Annotated in this window: 20 protein-coding genes; 13 read left to right on the top strand and 7 right to left on the bottom strand. The window is 41.2% G+C overall.

Going from position 1 to position 24292, the window contains the following annotated elements:
- Positions 1–343 precede the first annotated feature (343 nt).
- Positions 344–1255: a hypothetical protein gene (locus G563_RS0120825; RefSeq protein WP_028667008.1), complete on the top strand. Its 912-nt coding sequence runs from the start codon at positions 344–346 to the stop codon at positions 1253–1255.
- A 475-nt stretch (positions 1256–1730) separates the two neighbouring features.
- Here G563_RS0120825 and G563_RS0120820 read toward each other — a convergent pair whose 3' ends face one another.
- Complete coding sequence (locus G563_RS0120820; protein ID WP_028667007.1) at positions 1731–2618, bottom strand: hypothetical protein; 888 nt, start codon at positions 2616–2618, stop codon at positions 1731–1733.
- A gap of 50 nt (positions 2619–2668) precedes the next feature.
- Entirely contained in the window at positions 2669–3082 is a 414-nt protein-coding gene (locus G563_RS0120815; RefSeq protein ID WP_028667006.1) for a hypothetical protein, read from the bottom strand.
- Positions 3083–3415: 333 nt separating this feature from the next.
- Here G563_RS0120815 and G563_RS0120810 point away from each other — a divergent pair, with 333 nt between their 5' ends.
- Positions 3416–3823 (top strand): DoxX family protein, encoded by a 408-nt coding sequence (locus G563_RS0120810; protein ID WP_028667005.1) that lies wholly within the window; start codon positions 3416–3418, stop codon positions 3821–3823.
- A gap of 323 nt (positions 3824–4146) precedes the next feature.
- Here G563_RS0120810 and G563_RS0120805 read toward each other — a convergent pair whose 3' ends face one another.
- Both G563_RS0120805 and folP read right to left on the bottom strand, forming a co-directional pair.
- Positions 4147–4725: a hypothetical protein gene (locus G563_RS0120805; RefSeq protein WP_028667004.1), complete on the bottom strand. Its 579-nt coding sequence runs from the start codon at positions 4723–4725 to the stop codon at positions 4147–4149.
- Between the two features lie 507 nt (positions 4726–5232).
- A complete protein-coding gene (folP, locus tag G563_RS0120795) occupies positions 5233–6072 on the bottom strand; it encodes a dihydropteroate synthase (protein ID WP_028667003.1) in 840 nt (279 codons plus the stop codon).
- A 72-nt stretch (positions 6073–6144) separates the two neighbouring features.
- Between folP and G563_RS0120790 the strand changes: the two genes are divergently transcribed.
- The 9 genes from G563_RS0120790 to G563_RS0120745 all read left to right on the top strand — a co-directional run bounded on the left by G563_RS0120790 (position 6145) and on the right by G563_RS0120745 (position 17559).
- The gene (locus G563_RS0120790) at positions 6145–6696 is read left to right on the top strand and encodes a DUF1599 domain-containing protein (RefSeq protein ID WP_051211104.1); all 552 of its coding nucleotides are present in this window, start codon (positions 6145–6147) and stop codon (positions 6694–6696) included.
- A gap of 95 nt (positions 6697–6791) precedes the next feature.
- The gene (locus tag G563_RS0120785; protein WP_037327620.1) at positions 6792–7880 is read left to right on the top strand and encodes a BT_3928 family protein; all 1089 of its coding nucleotides are present in this window, start codon (positions 6792–6794) and stop codon (positions 7878–7880) included.
- 41 nt (positions 7881–7921) lie between these two features.
- Complete coding sequence (locus G563_RS0120780) at positions 7922–8437, top strand: shikimate kinase (protein WP_028667000.1); 516 nt, start codon at positions 7922–7924, stop codon at positions 8435–8437.
- Between the two features lie 108 nt (positions 8438–8545).
- On the top strand, positions 8546–9190 hold the full coding sequence (locus G563_RS0120775) for a class I SAM-dependent methyltransferase (protein ID WP_028666999.1): 645 nt from the start codon (positions 8546–8548) through the stop codon (positions 9188–9190).
- Positions 9191–9197: 7 nt separating this feature from the next.
- Positions 9198–10457 (top strand): hypothetical protein, encoded by a 1260-nt coding sequence (locus tag G563_RS0120770; protein WP_028666998.1) that lies wholly within the window; start codon positions 9198–9200, stop codon positions 10455–10457.
- Positions 10458–10490: 33 nt separating this feature from the next.
- A complete protein-coding gene (locus G563_RS0120765; RefSeq protein WP_028666997.1) occupies positions 10491–11738 on the top strand; it encodes a hypothetical protein in 1248 nt (415 codons plus the stop codon).
- A gap of 361 nt (positions 11739–12099) precedes the next feature.
- Complete coding sequence (locus G563_RS0120755; protein WP_229598542.1) at positions 12100–13113, top strand: efflux RND transporter periplasmic adaptor subunit; 1014 nt, start codon at positions 12100–12102, stop codon at positions 13111–13113.
- Positions 13110–16211 carry an efflux RND transporter permease subunit gene (locus G563_RS0120750; protein ID WP_028666995.1) on the top strand — a complete coding sequence of 1034 codons (3102 nt, stop codon included), beginning with the start codon at positions 13110–13112 and terminating at the stop codon, positions 16209–16211. The genes G563_RS0120755 and G563_RS0120750 overlap by 4 nt, the downstream gene beginning before the upstream one ends.
- 55 nt (positions 16212–16266) lie before the next feature.
- Positions 16267–17559 (top strand): TolC family protein, encoded by a 1293-nt coding sequence (locus G563_RS0120745; protein WP_028666994.1) that lies wholly within the window; start codon positions 16267–16269, stop codon positions 17557–17559.
- 179 nt (positions 17560–17738) lie between these two features.
- Here G563_RS0120745 and G563_RS0120735 read toward each other — a convergent pair whose 3' ends face one another.
- Both G563_RS0120735 and pyrG read right to left on the bottom strand, forming a co-directional pair.
- Positions 17739–18728: a ScyD/ScyE family protein gene (locus G563_RS0120735; RefSeq protein ID WP_028666993.1), complete on the bottom strand. Its 990-nt coding sequence runs from the start codon at positions 18726–18728 to the stop codon at positions 17739–17741.
- Positions 18729–18902: 174 nt separating this feature from the next.
- Positions 18903–20588: a CTP synthase gene (gene pyrG, locus G563_RS0120730; protein WP_028666992.1), complete on the bottom strand. Its 1686-nt coding sequence runs from the start codon at positions 20586–20588 to the stop codon at positions 18903–18905.
- A 218-nt stretch (positions 20589–20806) separates the two neighbouring features.
- Between pyrG and G563_RS0120725 the strand changes: the two genes are divergently transcribed.
- Together G563_RS0120725 and G563_RS0120720 are read left to right on the top strand one after the other, a co-directional pair.
- Positions 20807–21427, top strand: a complete 621-nt coding sequence (locus tag G563_RS0120725) for a DUF4230 domain-containing protein (RefSeq protein ID WP_028666991.1) — start codon at positions 20807–20809, stop codon at positions 21425–21427.
- Positions 21428–21526: 99 nt separating this feature from the next.
- Positions 21527–23194 (top strand): D-alanine--D-alanine ligase family protein, encoded by a 1668-nt coding sequence (locus tag G563_RS0120720; RefSeq protein ID WP_028666990.1) that lies wholly within the window; start codon positions 21527–21529, stop codon positions 23192–23194.
- A gap of 55 nt (positions 23195–23249) precedes the next feature.
- Here the strand turns inward: G563_RS0120720 and ctlX are convergent, their stop codons facing one another.
- Positions 23250–24191: a citrulline utilization hydrolase CtlX gene (gene ctlX, locus G563_RS0120715; protein WP_084650929.1), complete on the bottom strand. Its 942-nt coding sequence runs from the start codon at positions 24189–24191 to the stop codon at positions 23250–23252.
- Between the last annotated feature and the right edge of the window lie 101 nt (positions 24192–24292).

Here is a 24292-nt window from a genome sequence, read left to right as displayed (position 1 = left end):
TCATCTATCTTGAGTACCCGTTTTAGTTTTCCAATTCCTAGTTTCTTTGCCATAATAAAATAAAAATCACACCCCAAGTTGAGGTGTGATTGTGAGAGTAAAAAGAACTGAATTTTTAGACCGCTGTTGACTAATTTAGTTTGCCACGCTTTGCTCCCTTTTATAACTTTACACGGTTAGTGTCAAGCTATGAAAGGGTGATTCAATCCGTTCAATAATGAATTTTATGATGAATACAATACTCTTTAGAGTAGAATGAATAAAAATAAAGCTTATTTATTTAAAGGCAATATAGCCTTTTATGTTTTAATTAAAGATTTTCTATAATAATTTATTGATATACATGCTTCCTAGTTGGTTCTCAGTCATTTTAAATCAATATTCTTCTCTTAAAACTGAACAGGTTAAATGTTATTTTATTTTTAACTTGGAGGAAGTTAACTCATGGCTTTCGACTTGCATCCTTCTACGATTAGATGATAGCGAAGGTCCTTTGAATATAAAAATGAGGACAAGAGAGGTGCAGAATAGTATAAAAATTAATCATCCTCAGTTCACAAATTGTGAACTGATAACTGTAATTGCCAAAAACGGCACTAACATCAATTTTCAAGAAGATTTTCATAGCTTGTTTATTGTACCTAATAACAATAAATACACTTTGTATTACTACAGCATTGATGACAACAAATCCCCTAAAATTATACACAATGATTTTAAGGAATTCTTTGTGAATATAAAGGGCGAATTGTTAGAAGCAAAAAGTGGCTTGATGTTGGGTAAAAAAACAATAATTAAATCAATGGGTGAAAATGTTGCTCAAAATTTCTATTGGTTTCCAATAAAAGTGAGGCCAAAAAAGAGAAAATCTTTAGATAAGATTATTAAAACAAAATTTTATACAAGCTTTGACATAGAAGGTTTTGTCGTTTCGAGTGACTATAAAGAGACCCTTTCTAAATTGTTAAAATTGACCCCCTTCTCGTATAGTATAATAGAAAAAGATATGGATACAAATATCTTAGAACTGGTACTTAATGGATATGTTTACCAATTGGAAGTAACAATAGAGGGAGATTATTTCGACATAAGTCTGATTGAAAAGTTAAATACAATAAATAGTATCCTCGATACTCAGCGAAAATTTTATGAAATTTATCCCTCTTCTGTATACAATTTAGACCAAACGATTAGTATTGGCTACCTTACTATTGAGGAAATATATCAATTAAAGAAGTACGAATATGTTAATTGAAATATTAAACCTGTAAAATTCGCATTGTAATCCCTGATACTTTTGAAAAAATCAGAGTGTCTGCCATAAAATGGACGCGTAAGAAAGCAAGAAAGCAAGTAGGATTGATATAGGATACCTAAAAGGTGTCAATGACGACTTTGCCTGATAATTTCCATCCAAATTTACCGGCTCAAAAAAACGGACTTTTCACAAGACAATCTTCGACATTAAAAACTTTCAGAAATAGTTACTAAAATGTCTTTTAGTGCTCTCTCACGAATCAAAGTCTTATTAACTCATTGCCCAATAAGTTAATAAGACTTAAAAAGCAGGAAAGCTACTATTTCAAAACAAACTTATCCCACTAGCTTTGTTGTTCCATTTTGCTTAGAATGTTTACGTTAAAAATTGATTATCAAATAGTTGTGTGTATTGTTTGATAGTGTAAATATCTCCTAGCACAACGGACTAAAAAAGCGTTTTTCTTGATTTTTTATTTTTTTAGCGTTTTTGAAGAGTCATTTTTTATGGCCATAGAAGGCAATATTTTTTTATTCTTAGGTTTTGGCGTTGGCTTTTTATCAGGTAAAGTATTATGTATAACCAACTTTTTAATATCACTCATGGGGATAACAGTCATGGCTGTATCCCTAGCGCTCCACATAAATACATAGTTCTTGGTTTTTCCTACATAATAAAAGGAAGAGTCGGATATTAGAGTGTCTTTATCGGTTACGATTTTAGATTTATAAGTGTTGTGTAGGATATTTATATCACTATAATTTTTGATTGAGACAATTGTTAGAAAACAAAGTACAGAATAGGGCATATAGAACAAGTCAATCTTTGCTTGTATTTTTTCTAAAACAGGTCTTATAAAAGTAAAAATATAATATAGCAAAAAACTGATAATTAGTAAATATATAAAAGTAGCATAGTTTCCACTTGTCAAATTTACTTTTGATTTAAGGTGTGTTGTCGTTAATAAATATGCAATTAGGTACTCTGTCGCAATCACTAAAATTCCTGTTTTTACAATTAATAATGAACCATTAATTCTTTTTGCAAAAAAGTAAAATGGCAAAGTGACCATAAGTATAAGAAGTATTGTCTCATCAAAAACACCCCCTAAATCTACAAAAGATAAGAGTAATATTTCGCTAATTTCTAGGTATGTTCCGACTCTAAATCCATATCCAAAAAAATAATAGGAATTAATATACACTGTTCCTAATAGTATGACACTGGCAATGAGTGAAGGGATAAAATCAAAACTCCCTTCCCACGCTAGACCGAAAAGAGTTGGCTTATTTTTACCAGATGTCTTTTTTGCCCTTTTGAGAGGGGTTCTTTCTTTATCATTGATGTTAATTTCTTTCATTTTACATGTAGGTAAATCAAGGGAAAAGTCAATGTTACAACGCTATAATGTTACAACTGTGGTCTTAATTTCTTAAAAATCCATGCGGCAAGTGCTCCCAAAAATCCAAGTAAAGCACATATGGCCATCATACTCACAATAGCGTAAATCCACACAGTAGGCGTTAGTTCGAAATTCATAATAGATGCTTTTGCTTTTAAAAGCATGGAGATAGTCCAGCCAATAGTTGCATCAAACGCGCCTAGTAGAGCTGCATAGATGACGGCGGTTCTTTTGTTTGTTTTCAGCGATATAAAAAAGGGGATTAGAATGTAAATGGTGTAGGATAGAGGGTAAAAAGAAGAGTATTGGATATCATACACTCGTGAAATAATGGAGCAGACGGAATCTACTAAAGTGATGGAAAGAATCCCAATGTAGAAGATTGGGAGTCCTTTCTTTAAAGTTGTGCGAAATTGTGGCATTTAAAAAGGTGGTTTTAAGGTTTTCTGGAAAGGGTGTTTGCTATTCTGTTTGTTTTTCCGCGATTCCACTACCTCCCCAAATACTTGACGGAGCAAATGGAAGTCTTTTTCTTCAGCCTCCAAATTACGAAATTCTACTAAGCCCCCGCGATTGACGAAGGTGTCTTTTTGCTTCCAACAAAAACGCGTATCCTTCCAAAGCTACCGTTGAGGGCGCGTGTTGAGGAGGCTTATCCACTAGAATAAGTCACGGTCAAGATGACCGTACCACCAATGCCTAGAATAGGATGCGGATTCTTCTTACTTTTGCTGTTACAACAAATTCTGTGAGATATGCTTTATTTTTTCAAACCTTCTTCCCCCAAAAATTACACCGATTTGGGATTACTGATTTTGAGAATAGGAGTCTCTTTGCTTTTATTGACCCACGGCTATGACAAATTCCTCACGTTTTTAGAGGGCGCGTCTGATTTTCCCGATCCGCTGCACGTGGGTGCTAGGTTGTCGCACGCTTTGGCCGTGCTAGGGGAGGTGATTGCCCCTATTTTGGTCATGTTGGGCTTGCTGACGCGGGTAGCGGCGGCTATCGAAATCATTCATTTTTTGGTGGTTGCGTTTTTGATGCATGCCCACGAACCACTGAGCGAAAAAGAACATGCTTTGCTTTATTTGTTGCCTTATGCTACTATTTTTTTTGCAGGGGCGGGGAGGTATTCGGTCGATAGGTTTTTCACTCAATAAGACAACTATCTTCATTCACAAAAGCATAAAGACGGGACTTTAATGATAAGTTTTTGGTGGCCTAAGTACTTATCCGTTAATCGTAAAATACAGATTAACAATTGATTATATTTGTTTCCAGAATAAAAAACAATTTGCACATTTACTTATTCTTAAATGCAAACCCTAGCAATAATTTGTGGTGAATAAAAGATTTGTAGTATTTTTTCAAAACGATTACTCATAAAGTTTTTGAATTTTAATAAATGACAACAAAAAAAGCGCTTTAGAGGAAGCGCTTTTTTGTTCGATAAATGATTGTTGAGAAGCTTTCCTGCTTCAAATTATTCGCTAATGCGATAAAACAATGAAACCCGGAAAGGAATATTTATTTTGGTAAGACTTCCTAAAATAGGAATGCTTTCTTCGAGTTCTACTTTTGCTCCCGTTTTTACATCGTTGTATTTGTAAATAGGATTATAGCCCAAGCCCCCTTCTACGCTGTAGCCGAGGCGTTCCCAGATAAAGCCTTTTTGACCGATCATCAGACCTGTAGACAAACGAGTATGTCGGGTAGGCTCTTGAAAATCAATTTTGTCACTTCTAAAAATAGCATAAGGGCTGATATAAAAACCCGTGAGGTCGTCGTGGTGACCAAAGTAAAAATTACCTTTGAATCCCGCAATCCAGCCAAATCTTTTGACCGAAATATCCTGTCCATTTACACTTGTTCCGTCGGCCCATTTGCGAAAATTAAGTCCTACGATAGGTTCGAGGCCGATATTGGGCAGGGCCGGAATTTCATAACTTACTTCTAATCTTTGACTAGTGGCACTCATCAAATTGAGCTTTACATCTTGTTGAGCCAAAGCACCATAAACGGTAAACAATAAAACAAAAGTGGTAGTAAAAGTTTTAAACATAAAAAATTAAATGAGAGGTTGAGGTATAAAAACTGCGCAATATTATGCATAAATATTTATTATAAAATATTCGGATAAGGATAGAGTTAAATGGGATATTTTATAAAGTTTTGGTATTCAGCGATTTGAGGGTGGCGGCGAAAGAAATATTTTTTTTATTAGAAAGATATTGGAGCGTTTTAGGGGGAGTATATTGTGTCGAAAGTTGAAAATAAGGCTTTAAATATCATAAAACGGCGTTTTAATACTTTGCTAGATTCAATGATTAATTTCAATGAAGAATATTTCTATATAAAATAGATTAGGTAAGTGTGTTATGAAAAAATATACTAAAAAGAATAGATAAGATTGCTGTACTCTAAACACTGGAAGTAAAGGAAAAAGTGAAGTAAGTCCCTACGTTTTTTACATAGAAAGGTCATGATTCTCAAACAAATCTATTTGAAAATCATGACCTTTTTATTTTTTATAATCCTTCTGATTATTCTTTATTTTGGTTAGTAAATATTAGGAATGGGTCTGATGGAGAAGCTGCATCAACTTCACTGTTTCTACGGCTTCTTTTACGTCGTGTACTCTTAAGATACTCGCGCCGTTGAGCAGGGCTACGGTATTGAGAGCGGTGGTGCCGTTGAGCGATTGGTCGGGAGTGATGTTGAGTTTTCGCCAAATCATCGACTTGCGCGAGACACCTACCAAAAGAGGGACATTCAAAATCTCAAATGCTCTTAGTTCGCGTAGTAACACGTAGTTTTGGTCGGCGTTTTTGGCAAATCCAAAACCCATATCGGCTACAATATCTTTGACGCCTAGCTGCTGCAATTCATAGATTTTGGCTTGTAGCTCCCGCATCACGTCCGTCACGAGGTCGTCGTACTGATTCAAATCTTTCATGGTTTGGGGGGTGCCTCGGCTGTGCATCAGGATATAGGGCACCTGAAGCGCGGCCACCGTCTCAAACATAAGCGGGTCGAGGTTGCCTCCGGCGATGTCGTTGATGATGTGTGCACCTGCTTCGATGGCTTGGCGAGCTACCGACGCTCGGAAGGTATCAATCGAGATAAGGGCCCTCGGAAAGTGCTTGCGGAGCATTTCTACGACCGGAAGCACGCGATTGGCTTCTTCGGTTTCGCTTACGGCATCGGCCCCTGGACGGGTAGAATGCCCGCCCAAATCCAATATACTTGCCCCTTCGGAGAGCATTTTTTCGGCTTTTTTGTAGGCATCGTCTAGCTGTAGCACCCTACTGCCCGAATAAAATGAGTCGGGAGTGATATTGAGGATACCCATGACTTGTGGTATTGATAAGTCCAGTAATTTACCACCGATGTTCAGCGTTTTTTTCATAATTTAGCGGCCAAATAAACGAATAGATAGTCTGATTCGACTCGACTATCGCCTGAAGTGAAACCCAAAAACATGACTGACCTCACTCAAACTGAGCGCGAATATCGGAGTGTAATTACTCGTTGCAAAGATATTTTTACGAAAAAAAATAAAGACTATGGTCCTTCGTGGCGTATTTTGCGGCTGCCTTCGATTACGGATCAGATTTTTATCAAAGCCCAACGTATCCGTACGCTTCAAGAAAATGGCTTTTCGAAAGTAAACGAGGGCGAAATTCCCGAATTTATGGGAATTATCAATTATTGTGTCATGGCGCTGATTCAAATTCAGTTGGGCGACGACAAGCGGGTTGATTTTAGCGCAGAGCAGCTTACCGAAATGTACGACCAACAGATGAGCGAAGTATACGAATTGTTGTTCAACAAAAACCATGATTATGGCGAGGCGTGGCGTGATATGCGCATCAGTAGCATGACGGATATTATTTTGATGAAACTGTTTAGAATCAAACAAATAGAAGACAATGACGGTAAAACCCTCATTTCGGAAGGTGTAAAGGCGGGCTACCAAGACATAATCAACTATTCGGTTTTTTGTTTGATAAAATCGGGATTGGCTGCTTAACTTTTTATTAACACGTATTATTGGCGTGATTTTTGAAATTTGAGGCTTACAAACAAAATAATAGTCGCTTTAGAATCTTAAGAACCAAACCATTAATGAAAATCCTAGCCCATATCGTCCGCTTCTTGGTAGGTGGCATTTTTATTTTTTCAGGACTTATCAAGCTCAATGACCCGGTAGGAACCCAAATCAAACTTGAGGAGTATTTCGAGGTATTTGCTACTGATTTTCCTGCCTTACATGATTTTTGGATGGGCTTGGTACCTTATGCCCTGTACTTCTCGGTGTTGATGTGCGCTGCTGAGGTGATTTTGGGGGTGGCTTTGCTTGTTTCGTGGCGTTTGAAGCAAGTGAGCTGGGTACTGTTGGCACTGATTGTATTTTTTACGTTTCTGACTTTTTATTCGGCTTATTACAACAAAGTCACCGATTGTGGCTGTTTTGGAGATTTTCTAAAACTCAAGCCTTGGACTTCTTTTACCAAAGACGTCATACTGCTGGTACTGATTATATTTATCATATGGCAGCGCAAAGTATATCGGAGTTTTGTGACAGGGTCATTGGTAGGATTTTCGGCGATTTTTTCGGTGGCGCTGGCTTTGTACGCCATTCGGTACCTTCCCCCATTTGATTTTTTGCCCTATAAAGTAGGTAACAACATCCCGCAATTGATGCAGCCTTCGGAGCCACTCCGCTACAAGTATATCATGGAAAAAGACGGAAAAACCGAGGAGTTTGAGAAGTTTCCGACCGATACCACTTATAAGTACAAGGAGATGGTGCTCATCAATGAAGAGGCCAAGCCCAAAATCACTGATTACAAAGTTTGGAATAACGAGGGAGATTTTACACAGGAGACTTTTAAGGGCAAAAAGCTCATCATCATTATCAAAAATGGCCCTGATCTCAACGTGGCGAGTTTGGCCAAAATCCGCACTTTGATTAATTCGTTCAAAGGTTCAGAGGTGGAGGCATTGATTTTGACTTCGATGAGTGATGCCTCAATCCAAGAAATCACAAAAGCCTACGCCCTCGAAGCACCTTATTTCTTTGCTGATGGTACTGTTTTAAAAACCATCTCTCGTTCAAATCCGGGAGTGTGGTTGCTAAAAGACGGAACAGTGAAGGGAAAATGGCATTATAATACCACCCCCGATAAGGAAGGTGTATTGAAGAAATTGTAAGCCTTATCATGACAATTTCTTTTGAAGCGTTTTTTGAATCAATGAAAAATATTTTTTTGGTGGGACTGCCTTCATCGGGCAAAACTACCCTTGGTAAGCAGCTCGCTCGTCATATTCGGTATCGTTTTGTAGATATGGATTCTCTGATTGTAAAAGAAACAGGGATGAGTATCAGCGATATTTTTGCTCACAAAGGCGAACCTTATTTTCGAGAAGAAGAAGCCCGTATTTTGCGGGCTATCCGTCCTGATTCTAAGCTAATTGTAGCTACGGGAGGAGGAGTGCCGTGTTTTCATGACAACATGACTTATATCAAACAAAACGGCCTTAGTATATTTTTGGATGTATCGCCCGAAGAAATCGTAGACCGTATTCTGAAACATTCGTCCGACGACCGGCCTACCTACCAAAAAGCAGATGCGCAGCTGCTTGCCAATCTTCAGCAGAAGTACCACGACCGCCGTTCTTTTTATACGCAGGCTGATATTACATTGCAAGGAGAATCTCTCAAAGTAAATCATCTTTTAGATGTTTTGAAAGATATCGTAACAATCTGATTCCTTTAAATCATTTGTTGCGTTGGAATTATCCCTTTTCATTTGTAAAATCTTACAAAGGGTGGTTTCTTTGCGTTTCCGTTATAAAAAGCCCTCATCTCACAAGCAATGAATTACGATAGAATTTACGAGTACCGTTTTAAGCAAGTCGCCCACGAAAAAAAGAAAGTAATTTGGACACTAATCGCCGAATATTTTTACAAAAAATTAGGGAAACCTCAAAGGATTTTGGATTCGGCAGGAGGTATGTGCGAGTTTATCAATGCAGTACCTTCGCCCGAAAAATGGACGGTAGACATTGTAGAAGCTATCAAAAATTATGCTAGCCCAGAAGTGAATCTGATTATTGGGGATATTTTGAAGGTAGAGCTGCCAGAAAATTATTTTGATGCGGTTTTTATTTCCAACTTTCTCGAACACCTTCATAGTCAAGAAGAAGTGGCATTTTTTTTGGAAAGGATGTATAAATGCCTTAAGCCGGGCGGAAAAATAGGTATCATTGGGCCCAATTTTAAGTATTGTTATCGCCAATATTTCGATTTTGCGGATCATACTGTCGTTCTTTCGGAGCTTGGAGTAGAAGAGCATTTGTACGGAGCAGGTTTTAAAATTCATGAATCACACGCACGTTTTTTGCCGCTTTCGTTTAGGGGTGGGCTTCCCGTGCATCCGCTGCTTGTAAAACTATACTTGGCGATGCCCTTCACATGGTGGGTGCTTGGCAAGCAGTTTTTAATAGTAGGGGAGAAATAAGTTTACGATGTCAACAATTACCGTATTTTACATCAAATTGCTCTTGGTGATAGCGTCATCAGTGGGAGTTTGGTGGAGTGCTAATGCCCAAGGTTTTTGGGAAAGGTTAGAAAAGCAACAAAAAGGAAATCAGGTCATTGGGTTAGGGATATTGTTGTTTAGGTTACTTCCTTTTGTAGGGATTTATGTTTTATTGAATTTTATGCCGCGTGGCGATGTGCCTTTTTTTTGGGGCAAAGCTTCGGTCGCCTATCAAGGTGGCATGGTATACAGGGATATTGTCTCCTATCACGCACCTCTTTTTACTTATATTATTACACTGCCTTTGTGGCTGTGGTATAGTTCAAAAGCAATCGTTTTGTTGATGGTGCTGGTAGAGGCAGCGATTATTTGGGGCACCTACCATACTTATCGTAAGTTTGATGCCCGCGCTTTGCAGTCGATAGCGATATACCTGATTCTCTCAGCGCCAATGGTAATGGTACTATTAGGCGGCCAAGAAGACATCTGGATCTGGGGAATTGCGGTATGGATGCTCTATTATTATCACAAAACCCAAAACGATGGCTTGCCACTAGGGGTTCGTTTTTCGGTGGGTTTGATTGTCATCAAAGCCACTTTTGGCTTTTGGTTGTTTCCGTTGTGGTTATTGCTCAAAAAACGTTGGGGATTTCTATTGGGCATGTCGTTGGTCGGAATTCCAACGCTCGCTTTACTTTACTCAATCATGGGGTTGGATTTTTTGATGCCGCTTCAGATGACTACCAATCTCCTCACGCCCAATCTCTTTACGATAGCACGCCCCTTGTTGACGGCGATGCTGGGACATGCTCCTCCCTTGTCTACGTTTAGTTGGATAGGAGTCCTCGTGACCCTTTCTACAGCTATGTGGGTGACCTACCCAGCGCAGCGGTGGTCACTTACGAGAAGTTTGCCGATAGCCTTCTTGTCGACTTTCATTGCGATGACAATCTTTCAGGCTACTTCGCCGGGCTATTATACATTTACTTATATGCTGCCTTTGGTATTGGAAGTGGTTGACTGGAAAAAAAGCAAAGATGTTTTCATCCTTTTGTTTTTCAATGCGGTGTTGGTAGTGCAGCCTTTTTTGTTCACTCATTTAGGAAGCCCTACTTACGATGATGCCTCGATTTTGACATCACCGTTGTATTTGTTGGAGTATACTCTCCAAATCCTCAATGTAGTTTGTTATGGTTGGTATTTTATAAAAATATATCAAAAAGCCCGTGGAAGTGCTGCGCACTAAAACGGTCTTTTGCTGTCAGTTAGCCCCAAAAGCATGTTTGTAGTTGTAGCCAAGACGATTATTGCTCTTCTCTGTACGTTTGTCGTAGGAGGGCTAGTGTGGTACCAGGCGTCGATATTGCCTTGGCTTCAGCGCCAAAACCCCCGACTTGTGCTATTGGGAGCTTGGATGATGGCTCGCATTTTGCCTTTTGTGGTTATTTTTATTGTTTTAGATTTTACGCCCTTTTCGGATTTAGATGGCTTCTTCAATCAAGCCAAGGAAGCGGTTCAGCTCAAGATGGTGTATCGGGATTTTTACTGCATGTATTCTCCCTTCTTTCCTTATATCAATGGGTTGGCATTATGGTTTTGGCTCGACAAAAAAGCCATCATCTTGCTTATGATTTTGATAGAAGGACTTACGCTCTGGACTACCAATCGATTTTATGAGCCTGTTGTTGAGGCCTATGAGCGCCTTTACCGGAGTTTGATATATTTATTTTTACCGGGGGCTTTGGTATTGTGTGTGTTTGGGGGGCAAGAAGACGAGTGGATGTGGTTAGTTTTGATAGCGACCTATCTGCTGTGGCAGGGTACGCGTCAGGTAGCTTTGGTAGGAGTAGGGCTAGTGATTGGGTTTTTATTGACCAAAGCGGTATTTATACTAGTGGGGCCGGCGCTTTTGCTGTTGATTCCGAAGCCACTGAAATGGCTCTCGGCAGCGGTGATTTTTGGGTTGCTATGTTTAGGCGTATTGTATCATTATACCGAGTGGGAGTGGCTGGAGCAGCCCTTGAACGAGGCTGCCACCCTGCGGGCTCCCAACTGGCTCTCGGTGCTTAATCCGCTTACTTTCGATGTGCTGGGCGCGGGAGCAAAAGCTTGGAATTGGCTCGGTCTCTTACTCACTACGGGCATAGGTGCTCTGACTGCCTATCGTTTACGAAATTTAGATTTTCGCTTGTCCTTTTCTGCGGCTTTTGTGATGATTTTTGGGACGATGATGGTAGCTCAGCAAAGTGCTTACAGCAATTATATTTTTATCTTCTTACTGCCATTGACGTTCATTTGGGTTGATTTTAGAAATCGCCGAGAAGTGATTTGGTTCTTGATATTCAATGCGCTATCTATTGTTCAGCCTTCTTTGTGGTGGCGACTCAAAAGCCCCTACTATCGGGTTCCTAGTGATATATGGGCGCAGCCTCTTTATTTGCTCGACTATGCGATGCAAATAGGAGTCGTCATATGTACTTTTTATTTTCTTCGAATGGTCTGGCAAAAGTCTCTACGTTTAGTATGATTGAAGGTGAATGTAGGCTAGCTTGACAAACATTTTGCCTTGTTTTTTGTTTGAGAATACAGTTTCTTTTAAAATGGTGAAAGGCATTTTTTTAGAAACCGATATCATGATACACGCAAGAACCCATAAGTAGGAGTATATCAGGTGACTTCAAATGTTTGGTAGCAAGATATAGGTTGTTGCTCTCACTTTTAGGGGTTTTGGGTCTGAATACCCGACATTATCTTATGCTAATTATTACATTTGTAGTGATTGGGTAGGCACAAATCCGCTGCCATTGACCTCATTGAATTTAATTGACTGCTTAAATGATATATTGATGTATTGTCTAACCAAAAAAACACCCTCTTTTTACATTATATTGTCTATAGTTCTAGCTAGTTTGAGTGCTTGCAAAGAAAAAAAAGAGAAAAGCGAAGCAAAACCAGATAGACCTACCGTGGTAGATGTACTCGTAGCCTCTCCCAAATCTTTGACAAATATCATTGAAGCAAATGGGAGTGTCATAGCCAACGAAACTACCGATTTGCAACCTGAAGTAAGCGGTAGACTTACCTACCTCAATGTACCAGAAGGAAAATACGTAACCCAAGGTACGGTATTGGCGCGTATCAATAGTGCCGATTTAGAAGCTCAAATCCAACGCACTAAGGTGCAGCTGGAGATTGCTACCAAAACCGAAGAACGCCTCCGAAAATTGTTGGAAGTCAATGGTATCAATCAGAGTGATTATGATGTGGCTCTCAACAATGTCAATACCCTTAAAGCTGATATTGAGTATACTCAAACCCTGATTGATAAGACTGTAGTGAAAGCACCTTTTAGTGGTACACTTGGTTTTAGGAGGGTCAGCCCAGGAGCATATGTGTCTCCTGCGACGGTTCTTGCAACGCTACAGCAGCTCGGTAAAATGAAAATAGATTTTACCCTTCCCGATGAGTTTGGGTATTTGGTAAAAATCGGAAGCGTGGTGAAAGTAAGATTAGACGGAAAAGATACCACCATGAAAAGGGCTTCGGTGATTGCGATAGAGCCCCAAGTAAACCGTCAAACCCGTAACCTCTCCGTAAGGGCCATGCTAGACAATGCTTCGGCCAATCCTGGCGCATTTGCAAAGGTTTTTGTAGGAAGTAGCACCGATAAAAGCGCTATCATGGTGCCTACGGGTGCTGTCATACCTGATGATAGAAACAACCAAGTGATTGTGGTAAAAGGTGGAAAAGCCACTTTTGTGAACGTACAAACGGGATTACGCAACGACAACAACATCGAAATCACCAAAGGTATCACCCCCGGCGATTCGATTGTGGTAACAGGAGTATTGTTTGCAAAACCTGATAAAGCGGTTAAAGTAAGAAAAGTAGTAAACATATGAATATCTCCGAGCTATCAATAAAACGGCCTGTGTTGGCCACAGTTCTCAACTTAGTCATCATTATTTTTGGCGCAGTTGGACTTTCTTTTTTGGCGGTGAGGGATTATCCCGCAATTGACCCCCCGATGATCTCGGTCAGTACGTCTTATACCGGTGCCAACGCCGATATTATCGAAAGTCAAATCACGGAGCCACTCGAAAAACAAATCAACGGGATTCCGGGTATTCGGACCATTACTTCTTCTAGTTCTTTGGGAAGTAGCCAAATCAGCGTCGAATTCAACCTTGGCGTTGACTTGGAAGCGGCTGCTAGTGACGTACGCGATAAAGTAAGCCAAGCTTCGCGAAATTTGCCCCAGGACATCAACGCCCCGCCGGTAGTGTCGAAGGCAGATGCCAACAGTGATTTTATTATGTTGATGGCGATTCAAAGTAATACCAAAAGTTTGCTTGAATTGAGTGATTATGCCGAAAACGTACTTCAGCAGCAGCTCCAAACGGTGGATGAGGTAAGTTCTATTAATATTTTTGGTCAAAAGCGCTATGCCATGAGGGTATGGCTCAATCCCGATAAAATGAATGCGTACGGGGTGGCTTTCTCGGATATTAGAAACTCACTCAACAGCGAAAATGTGGAGTTGCCACCCGGAAAAATCTATGGTAACAACACCGACCTTACTATCAGAGTATTAGGGCGTCTTACGACCGAAGATCAATTTCGTGATTTGATCATCAGAGAAGATAGCCTGGGAATTGTGCGCCTCAAAGACGTGGCCAAAGTAGAATTAGGGCCAGAGGACTTAGAGCAAAGTTGGAAATTTAATGGATTACATGCGGTAGGATTGGCGATTATTCCGCAGCCCGGTGCCAACAATATCAAGATTGCCGACGAAATTTATAAGCGTATTGAGCAAATTGAAAAAAGCAATAAAAGTGATATTCAGATTCGGGTCACCCTCGACAACACCAAAAATATTCGGGCTTCATTGGCCGAAGTGGAAGAGACTTTGATTATCTCTTTTATTTTGGTGGTAGTGGTGATTTTCCTTTTCTTCCGTGATTGGCTCATTGCGATTCGTCCGCTTATCGATATTCCTATTTCGCTGATTGCCACCTTCTTTATTATGTATTTGGCCGGCTTTTCGGTCAATATCCTCACCATGTTAGCGATTGTATTGGCGACGGGGTTGGTGGTAGATGACGGGATTGTGGTGACCGAAAATATCTTCAAAAAACTCGAACAAGGACTTCCTATACGTAAAGCTGCCATTGAGGGAAGTAAAGAAATCTTTTTTGCGGTTATATCCACTTCTATTACGCTTGCGGTGGTGTTTTTACCGGTGATTTTCTTAGAAGGCTTTGTCGGAAGTTTATTCCGCGAGTTTGGGGTTTCACTAGCGGCAGCAGTCTTGGTGTCAGCTTTTGTTTCACTGACCATTACGCCAGTACTAAATGTTTATTTGAGCCGTAAAAATGCCGGACATGGTTGGTTTTATCGCAAAACAGAACCTTTCTTTCAAGGAATGGAAAATGGCTACCGTTCTCTTTTGCAAGGCTTTATGAAAATAAGGTGGATGGCGTGGGTGATTGTACTTGCTTGTGGTGGTATCATTTGGTTTTGTATGGGAACGCTCAAAAGCGAACTAGCACCCTTGGAAGACCGTAGTAGTATTCGATTCAATATGACTGCCCCGGAAGGAACAAGCTATAGTGCTATGGAGCAAATGGCCGACGAATTGGGCACTTTCTTGTATGACTCTATCCCGGAAAGAGACTTTGTGTTTGTGCGTACGCCTGGTGGTGGTGGTGGTAGAGGAGGTACCAACTCCGCATCGCCACGGATGGCTTTGGTGCCACCTACCGAACGTACCCGCTCCCAAACGGAGATTGTCAATAGCTTGCAACGTAAACTTGCCCGATTTAATCAAGCGCGGATTTTTGCGGTAGAAGAGCAAACGATTGCCGTAGGGCAAGGCTCACGTGGAGGATTGCCGATTCAGTTTATTATTCAAAACCAAGATTTGGATAAATTACGGAATATCATTCCTAAGTTTTTGGATGAAGCCCGCGACGACAAAACCTTTGCCAACGTGGATGTCAACCTCAAATTTAACCGCCCCGAACTTCAGCTTACGGTCGATAGGATGAAAATCAGAGACTTAGGCTTAAGTACGCAAGACGTAATAGCCACGATACAGGCAGCTTTTAGTGGGGGGCGATTGGCGTATTATATTCAAAACGGATTTCAATATCAGGTGATTGCGCAGGTAGAACGCAACGACCGCAACAAACCTGAAGACATTGAGAAGCTATATGTACGAAATTCAAGGGGCGAAAATATCTCGTTGATGTCGGTTATCAAACTAGAAGAAAGCACGAGTCCTTCTACTTTGTATCACTACAATCGCTACAAAGCCGCTACTATTTCGGCTTCATTGTCGGAGGGATATACGATTGGAGATGGAATAGCGGCTATGGAAAAAATCTCTGCCAAGTTGCTTGATGAAAGCTATCAAACGGCACTTTCGGGGCCTTCGCGCGATTATTCCGAAAGCTCGTCCAACATCCTCTTTGCCTTTGCTTTGGCATTGGTACTTATTTATTTGGTGTTAGCAGCTCAGTTTGAGAGCTTTATCGACCCTTTCACAATCATGATTACGGTGCCTTTGGCATTGGCGGGAGCTTTGTTGAGCTTGTGGGTATTTGGCCAAACACTCAATATCTTTTCGCAGATTGGAATGATTATGTTGATTGGGTTAGTGACCAAAAACGGTATCTTGATTGTAGAATTTGCCAATATCCGCCGCGAAGAAGGTTTACGAAAACTAGATGCTGTTATAGATGCTGCTACGCAACGTTTGCGTCCTATCCTGATGACTAGCTTAGCTACGTCGTTGGGGGCGTTGCCGATTGCGTTGAGTTTGGGAGCGGCTAGTACGAGCCGTGTTCCTTTGGGAATTGTGGTAGTTTGTGGTATTTTGTTTTCACTTATTCTCACATTGTTTGTGATACCAGCGGTTTATACGTTTGTATCTGGCGAGCATAAAAAGATTCAGGAAGAAAAAGTAGACGAGCCAGAAGTAGCAGAAGTACATTGATAATTGATAGAGGCCTGTTTACTTAATGAAATTTTCTGTAAAAAATATCTTCAAAATGAAGAAATACACTTTAACACTTTTTTCTTTTCTCATTTGTAAAGTCTTATATTCTCAGACGCTTTCTCTCTCAGATGCTATCAATATCGCCCTGAAGAATAGTCTCGAAATTGAAGTACTAAAAAACAATGTAGATGTCGCCAAAAACAATAATCATATCGGAGTAGCAGGAGGATTGCCTGTTGTAACTGCTACCCTCAACGATAACCAACAAAATACCAACGTAAACCAGAAACTGAATACGGGGGTGGTAATCAAGCGGGATGGAGCATCGGCAAATCAATTGGGCTCCAATGTGACAGGAAGTATTTTATTGTATAATGGTAAAAGAGTAAAAGCCACTAAAAACCGCCTAGAGCAGCTCGAACAGCAAAGCCAACAGTTTCTTAACGCCCAAGTTCAGAATACCATTGCGAGCGTGATGACGGGTTATTATGACATTATCCGTCAGCAGATTTATGTAAAAACGCTCGACCAATCGATTGATGTAGCGCAAAAACGACTTGAAATTGTGAAGGCGCAGCAAAGCGTGGGCATGGCCAATAACGCCGACTTGTACCAATCGCAGATTGACTTGAATACATTGCTACAAAATCGCACATCGCAAGAACTGATCATTGCTCAGGCCAAGACAGATTTACTATTGCTGCTCAATCTCTCAGCCGATACTTCGCTGACGATTAGAGACACTATTTTGGTAGACAAAGACATTGCACTTGATGATATTCTGAAAAATGTAAATCGAAATGCGGAGCTTATGGCAGCGGATTATCAAATCAAAATCGCCCAGCAGCTTGTAAAAGAAACAGCCGCACTGCGCTATCCGACGATTCGTGCCAACTTAGGATATAACTACAACCGCAACCAACAGACCGCAGGGCAGCTATTACTTAATCAAAATAGTGGGCCTTTTGTGGGAATTTCGTTGGCGGTGCCTATTTATAACGGTACAATTTTTAAGCGCCAACAATACGCCGCCGAAGTCAATACCAAAAATGCTGGTTTACAGAAAGATATAATAAAGCGAAATCTGAACAATACAGTCGTAAGAACTTATCAAGCTTATAGTATTAACCTTCAGCAAATGGAAGAACAAAAGAAGAATGTAGCCTTGGCCAAGCAGTTGCTTGATGTAATGTTGCAGCGCTATCAATTGCGTCAAGCCACGATTTTGGAGGTACGGCAAGCCCAAGAAAGTTTTGAAAATGCAGGATATAGCCTAATTAATCTGAGCTTTGCAGCCAAAGCAGCCGAAATAGAGCTATTAAGATTGGCCAATGATTTGAAGTAAGAAAGTACTTTTCCACCCTTAGCCTATATTTTCCTAATGAAGACTTGCCTTCGGGCGAGTCTTTTTTTTGGTGGAAAAGGAAAAATATTTTTTGACAAAACCCTCTGCTCATCTGAAAAACTTTCCAAAGCCTTTTTTGATTTTAAAGGCTTTGGAAATCGTAGAAAATAGCTTTTGTTCTAATAGCTTAATTTTTGGATAGTACCCAAAGCATAGCTAAGAATGTAGAATTCGCGGTTGGCGCTACGTTCAATATCCGTAGGCATCATGATGTTGGATATCAACACCTTGCCCGTTTCATCTATCACTTTGCCCGTTGATGGCACAAATCCAGTAGGCCCAAATTCGGCTAATTGAATAGCAATGGGTTTGTTGTTTTTGGATAGAGTGAGGTGCGAAAGCATCGTAAAATTGGTTTTGTATTCACTTACGGCGCCGTCGGTTGTGACTTGGTAAATTTTAGCATTACCTGCCGTAAACGGAAATCCACTAAGCGTAGTTACCAAAAACTTGGTACCGTCGTAAGTAATGCTGGTCGGAACAGCTTCTACTTTTGTAGCGGCATCGGGTAGTTTAGCAAAAAGGCTCAACGCACCCGTCGTTTTGTCGCGTTTAAAAATGGCATTTGCCCCCGCGTCAGCGATATACAAGTTGCCATCAGGCCCAAACGTCAAGTCAAATACATTGGAATTGACGGGAGTAGTAAGGTTTAGGCTGCGAATGTAAGTACCTACGTCTTCTTTTTTGATAGAGGCCAAACTTTGTGCCGCATCACCAGATTTGAAAGACGCAACCTCAAGGGTATAGAGTGTCCCACTTATACCATGAAGTACATACAGCTTGCCATCTTTGTACAAAGGATGACTCATCCCTTCGATAGACCCGTTGGAAATGACGGAAGGAAAGCCCGTAGCTACCGTAGTTTTGGTACCTTGAGGGGTAATTAACACAATACTGGCGTCGTTTTTACCCGTTCCGGCTTCGGTGACCCAAAGCTGCCCTTTGTCATCCAAACTAAAACCGATAGGAGCGCGTAGTTGTGTTACAAAATCGGTAGCGGTAAGCTGAGTAGGCTCGGGAGTTGGTTCCTCTTTTTCACTACATGCGACAATCCAGCCTAACAATAAACAAAAACTTAGTGCAGATAATAATGAAACTTGTTTTTTCATAACGTGATTTGATTTGTATTAAAATTGTAAAGAATGGGCGAGCAGTTCGTTAGCTGTTAGTTTCCAATTTCTAATGGGAGACTAACAACTAACCAATGAGGGTTTTGTCAATATTTCAATGAACTTGAGGGAGCGAAATATTACGCTTTGGTGTGGTAAACCAACGCTTCTTACTTATTGTTCCGACACCAATTCATTTTCTTCGGCGGCGAGGAGTTGTGCTACCTCTTTTTTTTGGTGGGCATTGGCCAAAGCCGCTTTTACGAAGTGCACAAACAAGGGGTGAGGAGCCATCACGGTACTTTTCAACTCGGGGTGGTATTGTACTCCGATGAAGTAAGGATGTTTGGGTAGCTCTATCACTTCTACCAAATCATTTTCGGGGTTGATACCTGATAGTACCATCCCACCTTTTTCAAACGCCTGACGGAATTCGTTGTTGAACTCATAGCGGTGACGATGACGCTCACTGATATTGGTTTTACCATAGATTTTATGGGCCAAGGTGTTGGGCTGAAGTTTACAAGCATACGCCCCTAAGCGCATCGTACCTCCTTTGTTGGTAATATTTTTTTGATCTTCCATCATACTAATCACGGCGTGAGAAGTATCGCTGTCCATCTCTGTAGAGTGGGCATCAGACCATTTGAGTACATTACGGGCATATTCAATCACGGCCATTTGCATTCCTAAGCATATGCCAAAAAATGGAATATTGTTTTCCCGTACATACTGAACTGCCGCTATTTTACCTTCGATGCCTCGCTCACCAAATCCCGGAGCTACCAATACACCATCCAAAGCCGCCATTTTTTCGGCAGCATTTTCGGGAGTAAGGTGCTCTGAATGAATCCATTCGATTTCAACTTTGCATTCGTTGACTGCACCCGCATGAATAAATGACTCAGTGATGGATTTGTAAGCATCATGTAGCTCTACGTACTTACCGACTAGCCCAATCCGAATTTTGTTTTTTGGGTTTTTGAGACGATACACAAACTCTTGCCATGCCTCTAAGTCCACGTCTTTGTCGTCGTATATGTCGAGCATGTACAAAACGCGTTGGTCGAGACGCTCTTTTTTCATCAACAAAGGCACATCATAAATCGTAGAAGCATCCAAGGCTTCAATGACGGAAGCGGCTTGTACATTGCAGAAAAGCGCGATTTTTTTGCGCATATCTTGCGGAAGTGGATGCTCGGTGCGACATACCAAAATGTCGGGCTGAATCCCCGATTCTTGTAACATCCTGACGGAGTGTTGGGTAGGTTTGGTCTTGAGCTCACCCGCCGAACTAAGGTACGGAATAAGAGTCAGGTGAATCACCAAGGCATCGTTTTCGCCTAATTCAAACTTTAGCTGACGTACTGCTTCCAAAAAGGGAAGTGATTCGATATCGCCCACGCAGCCTCCGATTTCGGTAATGACTACGTCGTATTCGCCCGATTCACCTAGCAGACGCATTCTTTTTTTGATTTCGTCGGTGATGTGCGGAACTACCTGTACGGTTTTTCCTAAGAAGTCGCCTCGACGCTCACGCATGATTACATCATAGTAGATGCGCCCCGTAGTGACATTGTTTGCTTGTGAGGTACGCTCATTGAGAAAGCGCTCATAGTGACCCAAATCTAGATCTGTTTCGGCTCCGTCGTCGGTAACATAGCACTCACCGTGTTCGTAAGGATTGAGTGTTCCTGGATCGACGTTGATATACGGATCGAATTTTTGAATAGTGACCGACAATCCCCGTGATTGAAGGAGTTTTGCAAGTGAAGAGGCTATAATCCCCTTACCCAAAGAAGATGTTACACCGCCTGTAACAAAGATATATTTTGCGGTCTTTTGCCCGTTAGCAGCCATGACGAATGGATTTTTTTTGACTGATTACGGGATACAAAGGTACAGAAAATTCGGTCTGTGTTGCTATAAGATTTGCAGATGATTTTGAAAGAGGTAGGTAAGTCGCTGATAAACAGAGATAATAAAGTTAATAAAATTCTTTAATATATTTCTAAAAACAGGATTCGGATAGGTATATCCCCAACTTTTGTAATTTTACTTTTCAAATTTTCAATATTATGACCACTGGGCTTCGTTTGCTATTTCGTTTGGGTATTTTCGTAATTCTAATTTTCGGGGTTATTAGTGTTTGGGAGAGCTTAAAAACGGGTAAATGGTTTTCATTAGGCGAAACACAAGATACACAAACCACCCATGCCATGGTGCTGGAGGAAGTGCAAGCTTTAGGAAAACTTGAGCTTGTTCGTTATAATTTTAAAGATATTGTCGAGCATGAGCAGATTGTGCAGTGGTTTCCTAATCCTAAGGCAGTGTTGATTGTACAAGGGGAGGCGATTGGTTGTATAGATTTAACCAAAATTACCACTTCAGATGTCAGTGCAGAAGCCGACACTGTAGTGGTGCATCTTCCCGAACCTGAGCTTTGTAGTTATAAAATAGATCACTCAAAATCAAAGGTTTATAATACCGAATACGCTTTTACGGAGCAAGCCAAACTCGTGGAGGCGGCGTATCGCCAAGCCGAAAAACAAATTCAAAATTCGGCGCTTGAAATGGGGATTTTGGAGCAAACCAAAAAAAATGCTAATCAGATTTTGAAGCCTGTGTTGGAAAAAATATCCGGTAAAAAGGTAGTGCTTAGGTATCGCATGAAAGGGACGATTCCGGCACCAAGATAAAATCCAAGAATAAAAATCCCCTCATTGCGTATATTCGCATCTGAAAGCGGAAACGCCCATTTCCAACCTATTATTCACCTTTATTATTCATTAACAACTGTGCGTATCGGAATCTTTTTTGGTGGCCCTTCGCGTGAACGCGAAATTTCTTACGCAGGCGGAAAAACTGCCTTCGAAAATATGGACAAACATCTCTTCCAACCCGTATTGGTGTTTGTTGACAGCCTCGGAAATTTTATTCTTACCGACGAGACGAAGCTTTATCACGCTAGTATTAGGGCTTTTTATCCCGGAGAAGCCTTCAAAGAAGACGGATTTGAGGTGTACATTGAGTCGCTACAGCAGCAGCTTGCCCCTCAGGAGTTGGAGGCATTGATGCATGGTATCGGAACGCCCATCCAACCCCAAGATTTCAAAAAATACTTCGACTTTGCTTTTATTATTTTGCACGGGCCTGATTGCGAAGATGGAGCGATTCAGGGATTACTCGAATGGCACAAAATCCCTTATATGGGACCGGGGCTATTGGGCTCGGCGGTGAGTATTGATAAAATTTTGCAAAACGAGCAGATTGCGCGCGCCAATGGACAGCAGAAAAAAATGCAAGTAGTACGGTGGGAAAAATGGAGTGGAGGGGATGAACAAGCCATTTTTGAAGAGGCCAAAGCGTATCTCGGTCTGCCTATCGTGGTCAAAGCACCTCATCAAGGCTCTTCTATTGGGGTATCGATTGTGAAAGAAGATGATTTAGGAGCTTTCACCAAAGCCATGAATCAGTGCTTTTTTGTGTTGAAAGTTTCGGCTGACGATTGGAAAAGCTGGAGTAATACCGAAAAACACGCTTTTGTGCAGCGTATTGCCAATCTCGATGAAAGCATCGGATTTCCGGTAGTGATTCAAGAAACAGGCGAAATCATTTATCATCCCGTCGATTTGTTGGAGAAACTAGAGACTGTATCTGGCAGTGTTTCGTTGTTGAGCGTCAATGCCGAAGATCAAGTACTTCTGGAAGAGTTTATGGTAGGGCAGGAGTTTTCGTGCGGGGTGGTGCAAGATGATGACGGAACAGTCATTGCTTTGCCTCCTACCGAAATCGCCAAAATGGACGAAAGTCAGACTTTTGATTTCAAAACAAAATACAAACTCAACGTAACTCGGAAGCTTATTCCGGTGGCAACCACGCTCGAAAACAACCAAAAAATTCAATATAATATCGCTCTGGTATTTGAAAAATTGGGAATGAATGCCGTAGCGCGCATTGATGGTTTCCTGACCCCTGATGGAAGAGTATTGCTACATGATCCTAACACGCTGCCGGGTATGTCGCCTACTTCGTTGATTTTTAAGCAGATGGCTGAGATTGGCCTTGATGTCACTCATGCTATTACTTATCTGATTCGGCAGTCGTTGCGCGAGCGAATTCGTACCGGAAAAGATACCGTACATCTACGTCAACTTTTAAAAGGACTTGATGATAAAATTGCGCAGCAAGTAGCTACTATTTCTACCCAAGCAGTGGAGTTTGAAGCTACCCAAGAGGCTTACATGGAAGCCCGTAGAGCTTACAGCCGCTTGTCGGCTACTGGAGTCGTAAAACCCGTCGCCGTACTCAAGACATCCCACGGAACTACCTATGAACTTCCGATTGGCTTGTTGTTTAAGGATACGATAGAAGATGTGTTGGAAGGCGTAGATAAGCCTGTGCATCCTTTGATTATCGAAACGCGTGAGAAGGCAAAAAATATTACGCGTCGTTTTGTAGGATAAAATAGGAAGGTGCTGTGGGTAAAACGTGATTTACGCACAGCACCCCAAAAATCTATTATTTTTCGGGCAAATGTACTTCGGCCATCATGCATCGAGCCGAGCCGCCGCCGTTGGCTTCGATGACCGACAAGTCGGCGTGGAGCAGTACAGCATAGTCATCAATTTCGTCGCGTTGCTTAGGCGTCAGTGATTCAAACGCCTGAGTTGACATCACTAGCAGTTTTTCACCTCGTTTGTTATAGACTAGAAGCATATTACCAGCAAAGCTATTCATTTGCTCAAGGGTAATCTCGATGATTTGCTTACCCGTTTTTTCGAGTTCTTCGCGTACAAGCAATCGTTCGTCAGGGTTGGCGATAGCCTGCAAGCACACTACCGCAAACGCATCTCCGATACACATCACTACGTTGGTATGATATACTGCTTGACCGTTGGCGTCGCTGGCATTGAATTTTACAATTTTATAACCGGTAGCGTCGGCAAAAGCATCCAAAACTTCAGAATGAGTACGGGGCGATAAGCACGCAAAGGCGATTTTATAACGACGGTCAAATACCATACTTCCCGTTCCTTCGAGGTATTTACCTTCGTTTTCAAAATACGTCAGGTCAATGATTTCTTCTACATGAAAGCGATTTTTGAGGTCTTCAACAATATCCAAGCGGCGTTCTAAACGGCGATTGGGAGCTTGCATAGGATACAATACTACCTTGCCACTTTGGTGGAAAGAAATCCAATTGTTAGGAAAAATCGAATCGGGCGTGTAAGGTTCGGCGGTATCATCATACACCAGAAGGTCTATGCCGGCAGCAGTTAGCTGAGAGGTCATGACTTCAAATTCTTCTAGTGCCTTTGCTTGGGTTACATCTTTGGTTTGGGCGGCTAATATTGCATTCTGAAAGGCGTTGCTTGGGGCCGTTTCTTCATTAAATCCAAACCTCACGGGTCGAATCATCAAGATGTGTGATGTGGCTTGGGGTTGCATTTTGTAGGACATCATATCTTACTTTTCTGATTTTTAGGGAATTAATACTTTGTACAATGGTGCTTAAATACGTTGTTTGAGAATTTGAAAAGGAGATAATTTAAAAATTCTCT

Source organism: Runella zeae DSM 19591, assembly GCF_000423565.1.
GTDB lineage: Bacteria > Bacteroidota > Bacteroidia > Cytophagales > Spirosomataceae > Runella > Runella zeae.
The sequence above is the reverse complement of the archived record's forward strand: the minus strand, read 5'-3'. Positions and strand labels throughout refer to the sequence as shown.